This window comes from Pseudomonas sp. BSw22131, from assembly GCF_026810445.1.
GTDB lineage: Bacteria > Pseudomonadota > Gammaproteobacteria > Pseudomonadales > Pseudomonadaceae > Aquipseudomonas > Aquipseudomonas huanghezhanensis.
Genome location: NZ_CP113949.1, coordinates 1,117,067 through 1,134,371 on the forward strand (window position 1 = coordinate 1,117,067; position 17,305 = coordinate 1,134,371).

Annotated in this window: 19 protein-coding genes and 1 riboswitch; of the genes, 12 read left to right on the forward strand and 7 right to left on the reverse strand. The window is 58.3% G+C overall.

Translation table 11 applies throughout. The features are described 5' to 3' along the window. The first annotated feature begins 134 nt into the window (after window positions 1-134). From OYW20_RS04940 to OYW20_RS04950, 3 genes are all read left to right on the forward strand, one after another. On the forward strand, window positions 135-620 hold the full coding sequence (locus tag OYW20_RS04940) for a hypothetical protein (RefSeq protein ID WP_268799614.1): 486 nt from the start codon (window positions 135-137) through the stop codon (window positions 618-620). A gap of 67 nt (window positions 621-687) precedes the next feature. Beyond that, the gene (locus OYW20_RS04945; RefSeq protein WP_268799615.1) at window positions 688-975 is read left to right on the forward strand and encodes a PA4642 family protein; all 288 of its coding nucleotides are present in this window, start codon (window positions 688-690) and stop codon (window positions 973-975) included. Window positions 976-1,192: 217 nt separating this feature from the next. Then, window positions 1,193-1,666 (forward strand): hypothetical protein, encoded by a 474-nt coding sequence (locus tag OYW20_RS04950; protein ID WP_268799616.1) that lies wholly within the window; start codon window positions 1,193-1,195, stop codon window positions 1,664-1,666. Between the two features lie 73 nt (window positions 1,667-1,739). Here the strand turns inward: OYW20_RS04950 and mqo are convergent, their stop codons facing one another. Next, window positions 1,740-3,245 (reverse strand): malate dehydrogenase (quinone), encoded by a 1,506-nt coding sequence (gene mqo / locus OYW20_RS04955; protein ID WP_268799617.1) that lies wholly within the window; start codon window positions 3,243-3,245, stop codon window positions 1,740-1,742. A 738-nt stretch (window positions 3,246-3,983) separates the two neighbouring features. After that, window positions 3,984-4,217 carry a hypothetical protein gene (locus tag OYW20_RS04960; protein WP_268799618.1) on the reverse strand — a complete coding sequence of 78 codons (234 nt, stop codon included), beginning with the start codon at window positions 4,215-4,217 and terminating at the stop codon, window positions 3,984-3,986. Window positions 4,218-4,395: 178 nt separating this feature from the next. Here OYW20_RS04960 and OYW20_RS04965 point away from each other — a divergent pair, with 178 nt between their 5' ends. Beyond that, a complete protein-coding gene (locus OYW20_RS04965) occupies window positions 4,396-4,977 on the forward strand; it encodes a YajG family lipoprotein (RefSeq protein ID WP_268799619.1) in 582 nt (193 codons plus the stop codon). A 172-nt stretch (window positions 4,978-5,149) separates the two neighbouring features. Here the strand turns inward: OYW20_RS04965 and OYW20_RS04970 are convergent, their stop codons facing one another. Then, a complete protein-coding gene (locus OYW20_RS04970; protein ID WP_268799620.1) occupies window positions 5,150-5,356 on the reverse strand; it encodes a hypothetical protein in 207 nt (68 codons plus the stop codon). A gap of 143 nt (window positions 5,357-5,499) precedes the next feature. On the opposite strand from OYW20_RS04970, the gene OYW20_RS04975 reads away from it, so the two are divergent. Further along, on the forward strand, window positions 5,500-5,769 hold the full coding sequence (locus tag OYW20_RS04975; RefSeq protein ID WP_268799621.1) for a hypothetical protein: 270 nt from the start codon (window positions 5,500-5,502) through the stop codon (window positions 5,767-5,769). A gap of 63 nt (window positions 5,770-5,832) precedes the next feature. On the opposite strand, the gene OYW20_RS04980 is transcribed toward OYW20_RS04975, so the two are convergent. Then, a complete protein-coding gene (locus OYW20_RS04980; protein ID WP_268799622.1) occupies window positions 5,833-6,996 on the reverse strand; it encodes a 1-acyl-sn-glycerol-3-phosphate acyltransferase in 1,164 nt (387 codons plus the stop codon). A gap of 130 nt (window positions 6,997-7,126) precedes the next feature. Between OYW20_RS04980 and OYW20_RS04985 the strand changes: the two genes are divergently transcribed. The 4 genes from OYW20_RS04985 (at window position 7,127) to OYW20_RS05000 (ending at window position 9,179) form a co-directional block, all read left to right on the forward strand. Continuing rightward, window positions 7,127-7,318 carry a CPXCG motif-containing cysteine-rich protein gene (locus tag OYW20_RS04985; protein WP_268799623.1) on the forward strand — a complete coding sequence of 64 codons (192 nt, stop codon included), beginning with the start codon at window positions 7,127-7,129 and terminating at the stop codon, window positions 7,316-7,318. After that, window positions 7,318-7,578 carry a putative signal transducing protein gene (locus tag OYW20_RS04990; protein ID WP_268799624.1) on the forward strand — a complete coding sequence of 87 codons (261 nt, stop codon included), beginning with the start codon at window positions 7,318-7,320 and terminating at the stop codon, window positions 7,576-7,578. The genes OYW20_RS04985 and OYW20_RS04990 overlap by 1 nt, the downstream gene beginning before the upstream one ends. Window positions 7,579-7,629: 51 nt before the next feature. After that, entirely contained in the window at window positions 7,630-8,268 is a 639-nt protein-coding gene (locus OYW20_RS04995) for an SOS response-associated peptidase (RefSeq protein ID WP_268799625.1), read from the forward strand. Between the two features lie 92 nt (window positions 8,269-8,360). After that, window positions 8,361-9,179: a M48 family metallopeptidase gene (locus OYW20_RS05000; RefSeq protein WP_268799626.1), complete on the forward strand. Its 819-nt coding sequence runs from the start codon at window positions 8,361-8,363 to the stop codon at window positions 9,177-9,179. A gap of 179 nt (window positions 9,180-9,358) precedes the next feature. Here OYW20_RS05000 and OYW20_RS05005 read toward each other — a convergent pair whose 3' ends face one another. The 3 genes from OYW20_RS05005 to OYW20_RS05015 all read right to left on the reverse strand — a co-directional run bounded on the left by OYW20_RS05005 (window position 9,359) and on the right by OYW20_RS05015 (window position 12,233). Continuing rightward, the gene (locus OYW20_RS05005) at window positions 9,359-9,943 is read right to left on the reverse strand and encodes a TMEM165/GDT1 family protein (protein ID WP_268799627.1); all 585 of its coding nucleotides are present in this window, start codon (window positions 9,941-9,943) and stop codon (window positions 9,359-9,361) included. An 88-nt stretch (window positions 9,944-10,031) separates the two neighbouring features. After that, window positions 10,032-10,152: riboswitch (yybP-ykoY riboswitch) on the reverse strand. Window positions 10,153-10,192: 40 nt separating this feature from the next. Further along, a complete protein-coding gene (locus OYW20_RS05010; RefSeq protein ID WP_268799628.1) occupies window positions 10,193-11,191 on the reverse strand; it encodes a class I SAM-dependent methyltransferase in 999 nt (332 codons plus the stop codon). Between the two features lie 76 nt (window positions 11,192-11,267). Further along, entirely contained in the window at window positions 11,268-12,233 is a 966-nt protein-coding gene (locus OYW20_RS05015) for a 2-hydroxyacid dehydrogenase (RefSeq protein WP_268799629.1), read from the reverse strand. A 217-nt stretch (window positions 12,234-12,450) separates the two neighbouring features. Here OYW20_RS05015 and OYW20_RS05020 point away from each other — a divergent pair, with 217 nt between their 5' ends. The 3 genes from OYW20_RS05020 to OYW20_RS05030 all read left to right on the forward strand — a co-directional run bounded on the left by OYW20_RS05020 (window position 12,451) and on the right by OYW20_RS05030 (window position 17,302). After that, a complete protein-coding gene (locus tag OYW20_RS05020) occupies window positions 12,451-13,080 on the forward strand; it encodes a LysE family translocator (RefSeq protein ID WP_268799630.1) in 630 nt (209 codons plus the stop codon). A gap of 250 nt (window positions 13,081-13,330) precedes the next feature. Beyond that, the gene (locus OYW20_RS05025) at window positions 13,331-15,007 is read left to right on the forward strand and encodes a fatty acid--CoA ligase (protein ID WP_268799631.1); all 1,677 of its coding nucleotides are present in this window, start codon (window positions 13,331-13,333) and stop codon (window positions 15,005-15,007) included. Window positions 15,008-15,379: 372 nt separating this feature from the next. Next, window positions 15,380-17,302 carry a DUF1302 domain-containing protein gene (locus OYW20_RS05030; RefSeq protein WP_268799632.1) on the forward strand — a complete coding sequence of 641 codons (1,923 nt, stop codon included), beginning with the start codon at window positions 15,380-15,382 and terminating at the stop codon, window positions 17,300-17,302. Window positions 17,303-17,305 lie beyond the last annotated feature (3 nt).

Here is a 17,305-nt window from a genome sequence, read left to right on the forward strand (position 1 = left end):
GCTTGCCCGCGATTATGGTGTGTCATTTGCCAAAATCAGGCCCAAGTGGCTCGCTTTCGCGGGCAAGCGCGCTCCTACAGATGATCGGCGCCCGTCCCATGCTAGAGTGCCTCGCACTTTTTCGGGAGGCATCCATGACGTTTTCGTTTCGCAGCAAAGCGGTGCTGATAGTGGTGTTGAGCCTGCCGCTCCCCGTGCTGGCCGAGCCTATGCATGCGCAGTACCTTCCGCCCGATGAGCTATCCGTGCGTGAGGGCGAGCCGGAGCAGCAACAATTGTTGCAGATCACCGAATATTCGGTGGTCGTTGGCAGCCAGCGGCAGTCCAGTCAGCAGCCTATCCCGGTGACTTCGCCGCTATTGCTGCGGCTCAAAGGCAAGCCAATGAACAAGGGCGCCACGGTGTCCGAAGTGCTGATTCACTTCGATGGCGAAAGCAAAAGCCTGAAAAAACCCACCTTTGACGACAAGACCCGCGCCCTTACGCTGTATTACCCGGTAGCGCAGTACCGCGTGCTGGTGGATCTGCTGCGTAACGAAAAGGTCTACTGCCAGTTCCTCAGTTATGCCAATGGCCACGTGTGGGCGGATATCCACACCGCCGCCTTACGCGCGCGTTGAGCCTGCGACCGGGCGAGGGGTAAACTGCTGGACCGTGAATGTCCCCGCGAGTCCGTTGGAGTGAGCAATGCGTAAAGATAAGAAGCAGTTGATTGGCGATGAAATTGGTGATGCCCAGATCAAACTGTTCCTCGATTTCGAGCCGGTGGATGCCACTTCGCCTTCGCTGCACAAATTGATCAAGGCCTACCGCGGTCTGCGCGTCGATGATTTCGGGCGGTTTCTGGTGTTCTTCAAAGAAGCCGGCTACGACCTTGACGGCAAAGACGAACAGGGCAACGACTTCGTTACGTTGATCAAGGATCAGCGCAATGCCGAGGAATACATCGAGCTGATTGCGCAAGCTCGCAACTGATCGTAAGTGTTGCCGATGGGGCGCCTGCAACGGGCTCCCCATGACGAGGCGTCTGTCATAAGCCGGGGAACTTGAAGTTATTACGAACCCTATTGACTGTTCCTACAGTGTCTTTCTGGTTTTCTTATTTAATTAATTCATTGTCGATGCATACTTATTTTCGTGCATTAAGCACGCTGGCGAGCAGGAAGTTTGTCATTTTTAAAAGGACTTTAAGATGAATGCAGTTGAACGTTTTACCCGGCATTTTATGTTTGTTGCTTCATTGCTGATTCTCGCGCCTGTTGCGAGCGCTGCGTCTCCAACCGAGATGGCTGTGAACGTTGAAGTCTGGAACGGCACGGGAGAGGATCTTTCGCTTAGCGGTGCCAGCTGGCTTGCCCCGGGCACTGACTTGAGCCCATATGTGATCCCCGGCGACTCCGAAAACGCATCTTTTTTCGTCACGCAGGGCAATCCAAAAAAAGACTCGGCAGCATTTCGGCTGCGCAGTGACGAAAAAGTGTGTGAGTTTAAACTGGGCCATGAGGCCAGGTTTCAGTGGATGCCCGTTAATCCTGCACCAGAGAAAACAGCGAGCGCAAAATCGGTTGGCAGTGTACAGGTAAAGTGTGGCGCATCGGTTATCAAAGGTACCGACTCGCTGTCGGCCTATACAGTAAGAGTGGTAATGCAGGACATTACCCAATGAATCAAACAGGACTGAAAACCCCGCTGCGTGGGCGGGGCTTTCAGTTTTTCACTGATTCAGCGCGAGCGCTGAATCAAGCAAAGCTGGGTGCTTCGCTGTTCTCGGTCAATTCCAGGCTCGCATCGCTCTGGGCACTGATGCGCTGATAAAGCTGCGCATCGGTTTCCAGGGCTTTTTCGCGAGCAGGGAAAATCTCGTTCAGCTTGGCAGCCCACTCATTGCGGGCTTTATCGGGGAAGCAGCGCTCGATCAGATCGAGCATGATCGACACAGTGACCGAAGCCCCAGGCGATGCGCCGAGCAGAGCAGCCAGCGTACCGTCCTTGGCCGATACCAGTTCGGTACCGAATTGCAGAACGCCGCCTTTCTTCGGGTCTTTCTTGATGATCTGTACGCGTTGGCCGGCCACTTCCAGACGCCAGTCTTCTGCACGGGCTTCAGGATAGAAGCGCCGCAACGCATCCAGACGATGTTCCATTGACTGACGCACTTCACTGATCAGGTATTTGGTCAGGTCCATGTTGTCACGCGCTACGGCGAGCATCGGTGCAATGTTGGCGGCCCGAATCGACAGCGGCAGATCCATCAGAGAGCCGTGCTTGAGAAACTTGGTGGTGAAGCCTGCGTAAGGCCCGAACAGCAGAGACTTGTTACCATCAACGACGCGAGTATCAAGGTGCGGCACCGACATCGGAGGCGAGCCGACGGCCGCCTGGCTGTAGACCTTGGCCTGATGATGCTTGACCACTTCCGGGTTGTCGCAACGCAGCCACTGACCGCTCACCGGAAAACCGCCAAACCCTTTGCTTTCGTCGATACCCGACATCTGCAGCAGCGGCAATGCCGCGCCGCCTGCGCCGAGAAAAACGAATTTGGCGTCGATTTCACGCGTGTCGCCGCTGTTGACGTCCTTGATGGTGACGCTCCAGCCGCTGCCTTTGCGGCCCAGACCGGTGACGCGTTTGCAGTATTTGACCTGAGCATCCGGGCCGCTCGACAAATGCTTGAGCAGATTGTTGGTCAGGTTGCCGAAGTTAACATCCGTGCCATGCATGATGCGGGTGGCGGCGATGGGTTCATCAGCCGGACGGCCTGGCATCATCAGCGGCATCCACTCAGCCAGTTTGGCCTTGTCTTCGGTGTATTCCATCGTCGAGAAAGCGTGATGGGGGTGCATCGCTTCGAAACGCTTCTTCAGAAACGCGATGCCTTTATCGCCCTGAACGAAGCTCAGGTGTGGCACGGGGGTAATGAATGAGCGCGATGAGCCGAAGGTTCCTTTACGGGCCAGATACGCCCAGAACTGCTTGGACACTTCGAACTGAGCGTTGATCTGAACCGCTTTTTTGATGTCGATTGAGCCATCCGCAGCCTGTGGCGTGTAATTCAGCTCACACAGACCGGCGTGACCGGTACCGGCGTTGTTCCAGGGGTTGGAACTCTCGGCAGCACCAGAATCCATCAGCTCGACAACTTCCAGCTTCAGGCTGGGATCGAGTTCTTTGAGCAGTACGGCGAGGGTGGCACTCATGATGCCTGCCCCGACCAGTACCACATCGACTGCTTCGTTATGCGCCATTTAACGCGTCTCCAAAATCTGCAGCACCAAATTGACGGCATGCGTTCCCGAGGTCAGGTGCCGGGCGTAGGATGGGCGTGCCTTGCAGTGCACCCATCTTGACCCTGGTCGGGATCGCCATGTCCGATTCTTCGCAATTTTTTGCATCTTCAGCGGACGCTGCCTGTCGAGCCTGTGTGAATGCCTGATAGATGGCATCAACGCATTTTTTGGCCCGAACAGCCATTCGACTATCGTCAAGGCGTCCGGTTGTGCAACCAAATCCGTATCGGACAGGCTTCAGACTCCGTTTATGGAGACTGCGCAGCAGCGGTCAGTCCTGTTCAAGGGGGCTGGGTCAGACGCTAACGGTGCATTTACAAACGCGTAACTATTCATTTGCTTGCCACACTCTTGTGAAGTTGTGAAAACCCGTTTTTTTCACGCTCTTTTGAAGACGTGAACCTCAAAAAGGGCTGCGCGATGGCAGCTCTGGCAGATCAGATGCGAGTCATGCTTGGGAGGCTTGCGGGCTGGAAAGGTTCGATCGAGTCGAGCGTTTTCTCACCGTAAGACCGCGCGCGCTGAAGGGCACATGTCTGTGTGGAAGGCTCTCTGTGGGCGATACGGAGGAGTCGATACGCGGTATCAACGATGCTGCGAGGCCCGATCAGGAGACGTCCTTATAATCGGGGGAAGATTATAGCGATGAAACGTCAGGAATTGATCCTAATTAAATGACTTTTATTCGATCTTGAGTCACGTAACGATCAAATGCCGGGCGGTAATCGAACGCGCGCGTCGCGCAACCCGGGCGCTGGACGGCAGCGGCTGTTGCAGCCAGATGAGTCTGGGTTCTGTGATTTCTACCCAGTCCGAACCTGTTGGCGGCGCTGCGCAGTGCTTGAACGACAGGCAGATGCCCTGTTTGTCCAGCCGCGCGTAGTGACGATAGCGGCGGCGCAGCGAAAACAACGACAAGAGAAAGTCCATGGCGCAACTCCGTGATGGGGACGTGTGAAAAGTGTGTCCTATGGCGATGACACCTCAGTGACACTCCTGTGGCGGAACCGTGTCCGTGGTGCCCGGTCGTATCATTGAGCTAGTGAGCGATGTCGAGACGTCGCTATACTGCGGCACATTTTTGTGCCTGACCCATGGAGAGATGAGCATGCTGCGTCGCCTTTTGTTCGGTTTGCTTGCTGTTAGCAGTTTGACGTTGGTGGGTTGCGCCCACAGCCCGCAATCCCTTAGCCCACAGCCCAAGTTGAATGCCCAATTGGCACCGGTAGGTCACGGTCAGCAAGTGGTGGTGCGGGTGGTCGACGGACGTCAATCCCAGACCCTCGGGACTCGAGGTGGCCTGTACCCGGAAACCAGTTCTATCACCGTCAACGGCCAGCAATTGTTGCCACAACTGCAAGCACAGGCCGAAGCCGCTGTACGTCTGCTTGGTTTCACCCCAACCACCGGCGGGAACGGCCCGCAGTTGACAGTGACGCTGGCAGACTTGAAATATCAGTCGCCCAAAGAGGGCATGTACGTGACCGAAGCGACCATCAGCTCAACCTTCCGTGCTGACGTGCAAAACAACGGCCGTAGCTACAGCGGTCGTTACGCAGCCTCGCTCGATCAGCGTTTCGGCATGGCACCCAACGAAGAGACCAACACCAAGTTGGTCAGTGATGTGCTCAGCGATGCGCTGACGCGTCTGTTCCAGGATCAAACCATTGGTCGCATGCTGGGTCAGTAATCCCTGGCTGATGCATAAAAAAGCCCCGGTTTCGTGAGAAGCCGGGGCTTTTTGCTGGACAGCTTTTTTGTTGGAGCGCGCTTGCCCGCGATTGAGGTGGGTCAGTCACCGCATTTGTCACAGACTGACTGTCATCGCGTGCAAGCGCGCTCCTACATCATCACGCCGCTTCTCAGGCGGCCTGCTGATAAAAACTCAAAAATGTATAACCCGTATCCAGATCGACGTCCGGCCAGTCGTAGTGCGCGTGCCCGCCCAGTGCGCAATAAACCAGCCAGTGACGGTCCTGAACGTTGAACGCCAAAGCATCGATCAAGGCTTCCTGTTCATCACTGGGGGCGATCAGGTACAAGCGATCCTGGTTGTTTGCGTGCAGCATGAAGGGGCTCCGTGAAACTGGGTGTCAGGATGAGGTGCCACACAGTGCCCGGTTCAGGTGACGTTAAGGTGACACCCGTTAAATTGCCATCTAGATCCACCAGAATCCGCGGCGTCTCTTATCCCGACGCCATCGAGGCCCTTATGTCGCTGCTCTCGCTTTCTCCCGCGATGACCATGAACCTGTTTGCACTGCTTGCGGCGGGGCCGGGCATTTGGCTGCTGCACATCACGCGGCACCGTGAACAGCGCGAAAACGCTCACCTGCACGCGCTCACCGAACAGGCGCAGATTGACGAGCCGATGCACCTGATGGACGTGCCGACACTGCGTCTTATCCGCATGAGCTACAGGATTGGGGCTGCATGTCTGGGGTTTGCATTGCTGATGTCTTGGGCCAGCACCCAGCTTTGAGTGCTGCATGGACCCCAAATAAAAAACGGCGCTCGAAAGCGCCGTTTTTTCATGGCTCGCTTTTTAAAGCGGCAACCCAGCCTTGACCCGGTATTGATTGCGCACCGGTGTGGCGTATTGCAGCACCAGATAAGGACGATGCTCATCAGGGCAGCCCTGCAGGCGGCGCTCCCATTCCTCTTCGGCACGCGCCAGCTCGTCTGCCGCAAATACGTCGGCTGCACGGGGCACGTTCAGGCTCGGATCGGCATCGGCCCAGCGTGCGTACGCAAGGTAATGCACCGGGAACAACCGATAGCCGCCGAGGATCTGCCGATCCATTTCGATCGCCAGTTGTTTGGTGTCCTCAAAGGTCTCGGTGATGGGCGGCGCAAAGTTCACGTGGACGCGGCCTTTATAGCCAGTGATGCCCAGCGCGATGCTGACGTCATCTTCGCCCGGCGCCTTCGTGTAATTACCGGTGGTGGCGCGTATAAACAGCTCGCGCGCTTTGGCGTGATCGCACGGATCGTATTCGTAGCTGATCGAAACCGGCGTGAGGTTCAGCGACTTGATCACGTCCTCGAACGGCTCATCCTTGCGGCTCATGTGGAACATTTTCAGGATGGCCGACTCGGTGCGATCATCGCCGTCTTTGGCGCGTCCTTCGGCCTGAGCGATCCAGATGGACTGGCAGTCGTTGCGGATCGAGTGATTGATGTACGCCGACAGCAAGTGATACGACGCCATTTTTTCTTTGCGGCCAGTGATCGATCGATGCACGATAAAGCTCTTGTTCAGACGCATAAGGTCGCCGACGAAGGGCTTTTGCAGCAGGTTGTCGCCGATGGCGATGCGCGGCGTCGGCAGGCCCGCGTGGTACACGGCGTAATTGACGAAAGCCGGGTCCATCACGATGTCGCGATGGTTAGCCAGAAAAAGATACGCGACGCCGGACTTGAACTGCTCGACACCGGTATAGGTCACACCATCGGTGGCGCGTTCGATTGTATGGTCGACGTAATGCTCGACTTTATCCTGCAGCGCCGCGACCGTGTCGATCCCGGCGAACTGGCGACGCAGTTTGCGCGCAATGGCGGGCTGGAGTACCCAGCCCAGGGTGCCCGCGAGGCGCGGGAAGCGGAAATGCGTGAGGATTGCAAGGAACGCCTTGTCACCAAGCAGCCGTTCGAGTACGGCTTTTACTTCGGTGTCGTTGTAAGGTCGGATGGCATCGAATTCGCCCATCATGCTCTCTTGTTGAAAACGGCTAGGGTAAAGGTGGCCGGCACCGGGGAAACAAGCCCGGGGCTGTGAATATCAAGACCGGCCTTTAAATGAGCGGCGATTATACGCAAAACTGACCGTGGAGACCGCGATGCACGAAATACAACCTTCAGCCCCCTACGAATGCCCTTACTGCGGCGAGCCTGGGGAGACCACACTGGACCTCTCCGAGGGCGACAACAACTTTATCGAAGACTGCCACGTGTGCTGCCGTCCCATCGAGTTTCACCTCGAAACCGACGGTCAGCGATGGGATCTGGAAGTCCGCGCCGAGAACGATTGATGCGCAAAATCTACGAGCCGGAAAATCTGATGGAAGGTGAGTTGCTTCAGGGCATGCTCGCCAGCGAAGGCATTGAAGCCCACATCACCGGCCGTCACTTGCTCGGAGGGATTGGCGAGCTGCCTGTCTTTGGTTTGCTCGGACTGACGGTCGATGACGGTCTTGCCGACCGGGCGCGCGAGCTGATCACTGAGTACAATGCCGCCTTTCCGTTGTCCGGCGATGAGCCGGACAGCTACCCCGACGTGCTGCTGTGCTGAGTCACCTTGAGTGCTGCGTCGCTCGCTTTCCAGAAGAGTTGTCTTGAGCCCATGTGTGGACGTTATGCACTGTTTCGCTGGACCCCTGCGGTTGCGGCCCTGCCGGGGTTTCCTGCAGACCACAAAGCCCAGTGGAATATTTCACCTGCTGATTCGGTATTGATGCTGCGTGCAACTGCGGCAGTGGACGAAGCCGGGCCGGGCAGGGAGGTGGCACAGGCGCGCTGGGGGTTGACCCCTCCGTGGTTGACCGACATGTCGCGCACGCCCGCTCACGCCCGGGCAGAAACCGTCGCCGAACAACCGATGTTTCGCCAGGCCTTTCGCGAGAGGCGCTGCCTGCTGCCTGCCAACGGTTTTTATGAGTGGCGCGGCAGCGTGCGCAAACGACCATTCTGGCTGACGCCGGGGGAAGGCTCGGCGCTTTATTTCGCCGCCATCTGGGAAGCCTATCCTGTAGAAGGGCATACCTATCTGAGCGTGGCGGTGGTGACACAGGCCGCCGCCAGTCAGCGCCGGCCTTTGATTCTGGACGCGCAGGGGCAGCTAGCCTGGCTGGCGAGCGATACGCCACTGCCAACACTGCAAGCGCTGTTGGCCGCGCCGCAAACCGCACTGCGCGAGCGACCGCTGGCCAATCTGGTGAACGACCCCAAACTTAACGCGCCGGAGTGTCTTACTCCGGGTTGATTAATGGCTTTAACATGTGGCAAACCGCTGCTATCTGGAACTTGCCCCTTCTATTACCTAGGATATTCGCCATGATTTTCAGGAGATCTTCGATGCGTCAGACATTTGCTCTATGTGCCTTGAGCGCAGCGCTGTTGTTGAGCGGTTGTTCCGCCGTGAACACCACCAGCGGTGATTCGGTAGGGGTTGAGCGTAAGCAGTACATGTTCAGCATGCTGTCGACCGATGAGGTCAACCAGATGTACGCGCAGTCGTACCAGCAGACCGTCAGTGAAGCGAGCACCAAAGGCGTGCTGGACAAAGACAGCGCTGAAGCCAAGCGCGTGCAAACCATAGCGCGGCGGCTGATCGCTCAGGCGCCCAAGCTTCGCCCTGATGCCGCGCAATGGCAGTGGGAAGTCAATCTGATCAAAAGCGACGACCTGAATGCCAACTGCGGGCCTGGCGGCAAGATCATCGTCTACACCGGTCTGATCGACACCCTCAAGCTCAGCGACGACGAGTTAGCCGCAGTGATGGGTCATGAGATCGCTCACGCACTGCGCGAGCACGGACGTGAAGCGATGTCCAAGGCGTATGGCGTGCAAATGGCCAAGCAGGGCGCTGGCGCATTTTTGGGACTGGGGCAGGACAGCCTTGCGCTGGCCGATACGGTAGTCAATTACAGCCTGACATTGCCGAACAGCCGTTCCAACGAAAACGAAGCGGATTTGCTCGGTCTGGAACTGGCGGCGCGTGCCGGCTACAACCCGAACGCGGCGATCACGCTGTGGCAGAAGATGACCGCGCAGGCTGGCGCGTCGCAGCCTGAATTCATGAGCACTCACCCGGCATCGAGCAACCGTATTGCATCCTTGCAAGCGGCAATTCCAAAGGTCATGCCGTTGTACCAGCAAGCGCCGAAGTCTTAGAAATGACTAGATCGGTGCCTGCACCGATCAATGCAGGAGCGCACGAGCAACGCGAGGCCGCGATGGGCTGCGCAGCGGCCCCAAAACCTGAGACCTCGGTTATTCCTGATACGCCGCATGCTTAGGCTTTACTGCCGCTGGCCACCAGTCCGGCGCCTTGGCGACTCCTTCAGCGTCGGTCAAACCCAGCCGCTGACCTGCATCGCCTTGTAGACGGCAATAATCGCCAGCACGAAAAACGCCGTCGCGGCGATGCGTCGAATGAGTGTCAGTGGCAGCTTCTCAGCCGCAAAATTCCCCGCCAGCACCACCGGCACGTTAGCGATGAGCATGCCCAGCGTTGTACCCAGAATCACCAGCCACAGATAGGAATACTGCGCGGCCAGCATCACCGTGGCGATCTGCGTCTTGTCACCTATTTCGGCGATGAAAAACGCAATGAGGGTGGTCAGGAAAGGCCCGAATTTGCGTCCGGTGCTTGCTTCGTCGTCGTCCATTTTGTCCGGCACCAGTGTCCACAACGCGGTGGCGGTAAAGCTGGCAGCAAGGATCCAGTGCAACGTGGCGTCGGTGAAGAAACTGCTGAACCAGGCCCCTACCGCACCGGCCGCCGCATGGTTGGCCAAGGTTGCCGCGACAATGCCGGCGATGATCGGCCAGGGTTTTCGAAAACGAGCAGCGAGGATGAGCGCGAGGAGTTGGGTTTTGTCACCGATTTCGGCAAGAGCAACGACCGCAGTCGGGACCAACAATGATTCCAGCATCAGGTATTTCCTAAGGGGCGGGTCGACACGGCTATGACACGTACAGCCTCCCCGCCCCGGGTAAGGTGTTCGTGTCATAGGTCTTGTCAAACCACCGATCCGTCTGAGCGAATCTGGGGTCGCACGCACCATGGTCTGTTGACCAAGTATGTTGATGCGTGCCGGACGAGCATGGCGCTCGTGGGAGACTACTCCCCTAGGACGGTGCGGATTCTGCCTACACCGGTCGTGATCGGCAAGCGATAATTTTCAGGCTTTCTTGGCGCGATAGATACGAAATCCTTGCCCCTCAGCCATCGTCGCGCAGGGCCCGAGATGCTGTTCTATGATCGGCTGATAGCGCAGGAAACTGTTGGCGACGAGTCGCAGTTCGCCACCCTTTTTAAGATGTTCGCGTGCTTTTCGAAGCAGGTTTTCAGACGCGGCGTAATCGGTATGAACGCCGGTATGGAAGGGCGGATTGGTCAGAATCACGTCCAGATGGCTCGGTGCGGCATCAATTCCGTCGCCTGTCAGGACGTCCGCTTCAAGCCCGTTGGCGGCGAGTGTCAGAAGACTGCTGGCCGTGGCGAACGCGTCCACGTCCAGCAACGTGACCTGGCTGTCGGGATAACGACGCTTTACAGCCGCTCCCAAAACGCCTGCGCCGCAGCCAAAGTCCAGCACATGGCCACCCGGCAAGCGGTCGAGGTTTTCCAGTAACAGTGCCGAGCCGCGATCAAGCCGGCCATGGCTGAACACGCCAGGCAGGCTGATGACGTTGAGCGGCGTGTCGCCAGCAGGGACGTCAAAGTGCTTGGCCAGGCTTTCCAGCGGCACGGCCTGGGGGGCGTTTTCTACCGTGACTTGCCAGAGCTGACAGTGGCGAGCGCTGTCGAGTTTGCGTGCGCGTCCAAAAGGGCTCAACTGACGAGCAGCCGCTTCAATGCCGGCGCGTTTTTCGCCGACCAAAAACAGCTCGCGGCCAGCCAGCCGTGAGGCGAGGGCGTTGAGCAGGTAATCGGTGAGGTCTTTGGCTTTGGGCAAAAACAACACCGCTGCATCGAATGATTGATCCGGCGCGTGCACGCCGAAATGCGTGCGGTCCGGGAAACGTGCGTCGAGCGCCGCACGGTCCCCCGCATGCCAGCTCCAGCCATGGGCGTTGGGTAACTTGCCCATCAGGTCATCGGCTGGCAAGCCGGTCAGCAGCAAGGAACCCTGAAAAAAATCGGGCTGACGGAGTAACACTTCACTGCGAGGGTCCATCGTCGGGTCCTTGAAAAAGAGCGGAGTTTAACAGCGCACGCCTATCGGAGCGCGCTCTTGCATAGGTTAAGGGCTGTTAGCTCACCACCCGGATTGGCGCACCGGCGTAGAACCCAAGCGCATTCTCATTGACCTGCGCAACGATGCGTTGTCGGGCTTCCTGGCTGCCCCAGGCGCTGTGCGGCGTGATGATCAGGCGCGGGATATCGCCTGACAGCAATGGATTGCCGTTGACCGGTGGCTCGACCGTCAACACGTCGGTGGCGGCGCCGCTCAGTTGACCGTTGCGCAAGGCATCGGCCAGGGCCTGCTCGTTGATCAGCCCGCCGCGTGCGGTGTTGACGATGAATGCGTGGGGTTTGAACAGGCTCAGTTCATGGGCGCCGATCATGTCGCGCGTGTGTTCGTTGAGGGGGCAGTGCAACGTCAGGGCGTCGACTTGCGGCAGCAACTCATGCAGCGGCACGCGGTCGGGGCGTGCCGGGCGTCCTGGAATCTGCCCCGACAACACGCGCATGCCGAAGGCTTCTGCCAGCTTGGCGACCGCGCCGCCCAGTTCGCCGTGGCCCAGCAACCCCAGTGTTTTTCCTTCCAGTTCGACAATCGGGAAATCCAGCAGGCAGAACTGCTTCGACTGCTGCCACATCCCTTTGTGAATCGCTGCCTGATAGTCCAGAACCCGAGTGGCCATCGCCAGCAGCAGCATCAACGTGTGCTGCGCGACCGAAGGCGTGCCGTAACCCTGACAGTTGCTGACCACCACGCCGTGTTTGCGGGCCGCGTCGAGATCGACATTGTTGACGCCCGTCGCCGTAATCAATATCAGCTTGAGCTGCGGATTGGCGGCGAGGGCGGCCGCGTCGATCATGATTTTGTTGGAGATGGCCACATGGGCGCCGTGCAGTCGTTCCGCGACCTGATCGGGCGTGGTGCTGGCATGCAGCTCAAGCTCACCGAATGTCTCACGCCACGGGCTCAGGTCCAGATCACCCAGATCCAGCGACGTATGATCGAGAAAAACGGCTTTGCGGTTAGCGCTCATGGGCAGGGTTCCTGTGGTTGAGGGTCAAGAAAACGATAGGGATATGGGGTCATAGTGCTTCAGGATCTCGCTCTGACGCCACCCGCCCGCGTCCCGCGCCACTCTGTCGGCGTGAATTCTTTCGTCGCGATGCGGCGGGCTTTTGCTCGCATGGGCTGAAGCGTAAGGTAGCTTTCTTCCCCGAGCCTGCTGCTCTGTCTGACCCCGGAGACCCACTATGTACTTGACGGAATTTCTCACTGTTGCGCTGATTCACTTGTTGGCGGTCGCCAGCCCAGGCCCTGACTTTGCGGTCGTCGTACGTGAAAGCGTTACCCATGGCCGCAAGGCCGGAACGTACACGGCGATGGGGGTGGGCAGCGCGATTTTCCTGCATGTGGGGTATTCGTTGCTGGGCATCGGGCTGATCGTTTCGCAATCGATCGTGCTGTTCAACGCGCTGAAATGGGCGGCCGCTGCCTACCTGCTGTACATCGGCATCAAGGCGCTGCGTTCCAAACCGGCCAGCGCCTCAGATGCGCCGGTCGATATCGCGGTAGGCCAGCGCACCGCCCGCGGAGCGTTCACGGCGGGGTTCGTCACCAATGGCTTGAACCCCAAAGCCACTCTGTTTTTCCTGTCGTTGTTTACCGTTGTGATCAATCCCCACACGCCGATGGTTGTCCAGGCCGGTTATGGCGTCTATCTGGCAATAGCGACGGGCTTGTGGTTTTGCATGGTCGCCCGTCTGTTCAGTCAGCCGCGCGTGCGTGCAGGCTTCGCGCGAATGGGGCATTGGTTTGATCGCGCAATGGGCGGCGTCCTTGTAGCGCTCGGTGTGAAGCTTGCGTTTACCGAGATGCATTGAGCTGCGCACTGTTTGGGAGAAGCTTGCCCGCGAAGTTTTTCGGGGTTGGCGCGAGAGCTGCGTCGCAGGCTTCGCGGGCAAGCCTCGCTTCAACGCAAGAAGTGTTGTCCAGTCCACCGCATCAAATGGCGTAACGCCTGCATCAGTGCCCTGCGACCCAAATCATCCCTTTGGCTGATTTGGGTCGCAGGGCGGGCCTCTAGAGTGCACATCTTTGTGCAACGCCTATGCACCTCGAAAAGGGATTCTTATGTTGCAGACTCGCGTGATTCCACCCGCCGATGGCGCCTACCAATATCCCCTCTTGATCAAACGTCTGCTGTTGTCTGGCAGCCGCTATGAAAAGTCGCGAGAAATCGTCTATCGGGACCTGTCGCGCCATTCCTACCTGACCCTCAACGAACGCATCTGTCGGTTGGCCAACGTGCTGACGCAAGCAGGCGTCAAAGCCGGCGACACCGTGGCCGTGATGGATTGGGACAGCCATCGTTACCTTGAGTGCATGTTCGCGATCCCGATGCTTGGCGCAGTGATTCACACCGTAAACGTGCGCCTTTCCCCCGAGCAGATTTTGTTCACCATCAATCACGCCAACGACACCTTTGTGCTGGTCAACAGTGAGTTCCTGCCGCTGTATCAGGCGATTGCCCCGCATCTCACCTCGGTAGAAAAGACGCTGCTGATCACAGATACCGCTGACAAGACCGCCGACCTGCCAGGCTTCGTCGGGGAGTACGAAACCTTGCTGGCGGCTGCGAGCCCCCATTATCAGTTTGAAGATTTCGACGAAAACTCGGTTGCAACGACCTTCTACACCACCGGCACGACGGGCAACCCCAAGGGCGTTTATTTCACCCATCGCCAGTTGGTGCTGCACTCGATGGCCGTGGCAACGACAATGGGCAGCATTGAAGGCGTGCTGCGTCATGACGACGTTTACATGCCGATCACGCCGATGTTTCACGTGCATGCCTGGGGCGTGCCGTATGCCGCGACCATGCTCGGCGTGAAGCAGGTGTACCCCGGCCGCTATGACCCGGAACTGCTGGTCGAGTTATGGCGCAAGGAAAAAGTCACCTTCTCGCACTGCGTCCCCACCATCATGCAGATGGTGCTCAACGCCGACGCTGCCAGGGACGTGGACTTCAGCGGGTGGAACATCATCATCGGCGGCAGCTCGCTTAACCGTTCGCTGTACGAAGCTGCCAAGGCCAAAGGCATTCAACTGACCGCCGCCTATGGCATGTCGGAAACCTGTCCGCTGATCTCCGTCGCCCACCTCAACGAAGAGCTGATGGCCGGCACAGAAGACGAGCGCATTACGTATCGCATCAAGGCCGGCGCGCCATGCATTCTGGTGGAAGCGGCGATTGTCGACCTGCAAGGCAACTTCATGCCGTCCGACGGGGAGACTCAGGGCGAGCTGGTGTTGCGCGCACCATGGTTGACCGAAGGCTATTTCCAGGAGCCCGAAAAAGGCTCGGAGTTGTGGGCGGGTGGCTGGTTGCACACCGGCGACGTGGCGACGCTCGACAGCATGGGCACCATTGATATTCGCGACCGGATCAAGGACGTGATCAAAACCGGCGGCGAGTGGATCTCCTCGCTGGCGCTGGAAGATTTGTGCAGTCGTCACCCGGCCGTGCGCGAAGTGGCGGTGGTGGGGATCGCCGATCCGCAGTGGGGCGAGCGACCCTTTGCCTTACTGGTGGCGCGCGAAGGTCACGTCATTGACGCCAGGTCGCTCAAAGAGCACCTCAAGCCATTCGTGGAGTTGGGCCACATCAACAAGTGGGCGATTCCGAGTCAGATTGCGCTTGTTACTGAAATTCCCAAGACCAGTGTCGGCAAACTCGACAAGAAGCGCATTCGCCTCGACATCGTCGAATGGCAAAGCACCAATAGCACGTTTCTTTCTACCCTCTGATTCATTCGTTGAATCGACCCTGCGTCTGGTTTGACCCTCGGCGCAGGGCCAAAGGCCTCTACGGCGGGCATCGCGCTTGCCAAATCTGCAAAATCAGCCATCCTCCCCTCCGTGCCACACCCCCGGGTACGCCGAAATCGGCGTGCCAGACGCTTTGACGCTGCAAATCACACTTTAGAGGGATCGCGCAGTAGAAGCCGCTGGCTATAGTCGGCACTAGGTAGAAACCGGAAAAAAAACGCAGTTTCGTTTCGCAGTTTCATATGGACTGCCCCGAAGCGCGTCGAAAACCAGGCCCTGCGGATTCATCTGCCTGAGTCGTTTCCGGGATCACTTACTGCCATAAAAATAAAAGCACATGGAGTAGCGTCGATGACATCAGCAAACCAGTTCTGGCGCCGGGCGAAGTTGCCTCTGGCCGTCAGTCTCGCCTCTACGCTCGCCGGCCCTGCATTCGGCGTCAGTTTCAATATCGGTGAAATCGAAGGCAACTTCGACTCCTCGCTCTCCGTGGGCGCCAGTTGGTCAACCCAGAACGCCAACAAGAACCTCATCGGTTCCAACAATGGCGGGCATGGCCTTTCACAGACGTCCGATGATGGCCACCTGAACTTCAAGAGCGGCGAAACGTTCTCGAAGATCTTCAAGGGCATCCACGACCTTGAATTGAAATACGGCGACACCGGCGTGTTTATCCGGGGCAAGTACTGGTATGACTTCGAGCTCAAAGACGAAGGCCGCGACTTCAAGGACATCAGCGACTCCAACCGCAAGGAGGGCGCCAAGTCATCTGGCGGGCAACTGCTTGACGCGTTCATTTACCACAACTATTCCATTGGCGATGAGCCAGGTTCGGTGCGTTTTGGTAAGCAAGTCGTTAGTTGGGGTGAAAGTACCTTCATTCAGGGCGGCATCAACAGCATCAACCCGGTCGACGTGTCGGCGTTCCGTCGTCCAGGCTCGGAAATCAAGGAAGGCCTGATTCCGGTCAACATGTTCTACCTGTCTCAAAGCATCACCGAGAACCTGTCGGCTGAAGGTTTCTATCAGCTGGAGTGGGACCAGACCGTTACCGATAACTGCGGCACCTTCTTCTCGCAGCCGGACGTGATTTCAGACGGCTGCAATAACAACCTGGCGGTATTGCGCACTCGCAACGGTTTGAACAGTGCCTTGCCAGCAGCACTTCGAACTCCCGTGCAGAATACGCTCGCTCAACGCGGCGTGAGTTTTGGCAGCCCGGACGAAGGCGCCATCGTTGCACGTGGTCCTGACCGCGATGCACGTGACAGCGGCCAGTATGGTCTTGCGGTGCATTACAACTTCGAGCCGCTGGACACCGAATTTGGTGGCTACTTCATGAATTACCACAGCCGTCTGCCGATCTTCAGCGGTCGCGGCGGCCCAGCCAGTGCCTACAGCCCAGCCGGGCTGGTCGGCGGCTTGGCGGCTAATGGTGTGCCGCGCGGTGTAGCAGCGGCACTGGCGCCCACGCTGCTGCCCGTGGTGGTGGCTGGCAACTCCAGCTATTACATCGAATACCCCGAAGACATTCACCTGTATGGCCTGAGCTTCTCGACCACGTTGCGCACCGGCACCGCGTGGAGCGGCGAGGTCAGCTATCGTCCGAACGCGCCGGTTCAGCTCAACACCACCGACATCCTCTACTCGGGTCTGTCGCCGCTCAACCCTAACGTATCGCTGTTGCAAGGCCGTCCGAATACCGATCAGGCCGGTTATCACCGCAAGGAAATCACTCAGGCGCAAACCACCCTGACGCACTTCTTTGATCAGGTGATGGGCGCGGAACGTCTGACCGTGGTGGGCGAGGTGGGCTGGACCCACGTCGGCGGGCTGGAAAGCACTTCCAAATTGCGCTACGGCCGTGACCCAAGCTATGGCCCGGGTCCGTTGCCGGGCGGGCAATGCCAGACGCTCAACGCCAGTACGCTTGGGGGCGCTGCACAGAACAACCTGACCCGTTATTGCGAAAACGACGGCTTCACCACGGCCGATTCCTGGGGTTACCGCGCCCGCGCCATCTGGGACTACAACAGCGTGTTCGCCGGTATCAACCTTAAGCCGAGCGTGGCCTGGTCGCATGACGTCAGCGGTTACTCGCCAGGCCCTGGCGGCAACTTTGAAGAAGGTCGTAAAGCGGTCAGCCTGGGTCTGGATGCCGAGTACCAGAACACCTACACGGCCAACCTTTCCTACACCAACTTCTTCGACGGCAAGTACACCACCGTGGATGACCGTGACTTCGTAGCGCTGAGCTTCGGCATGAACTTCTAAGGA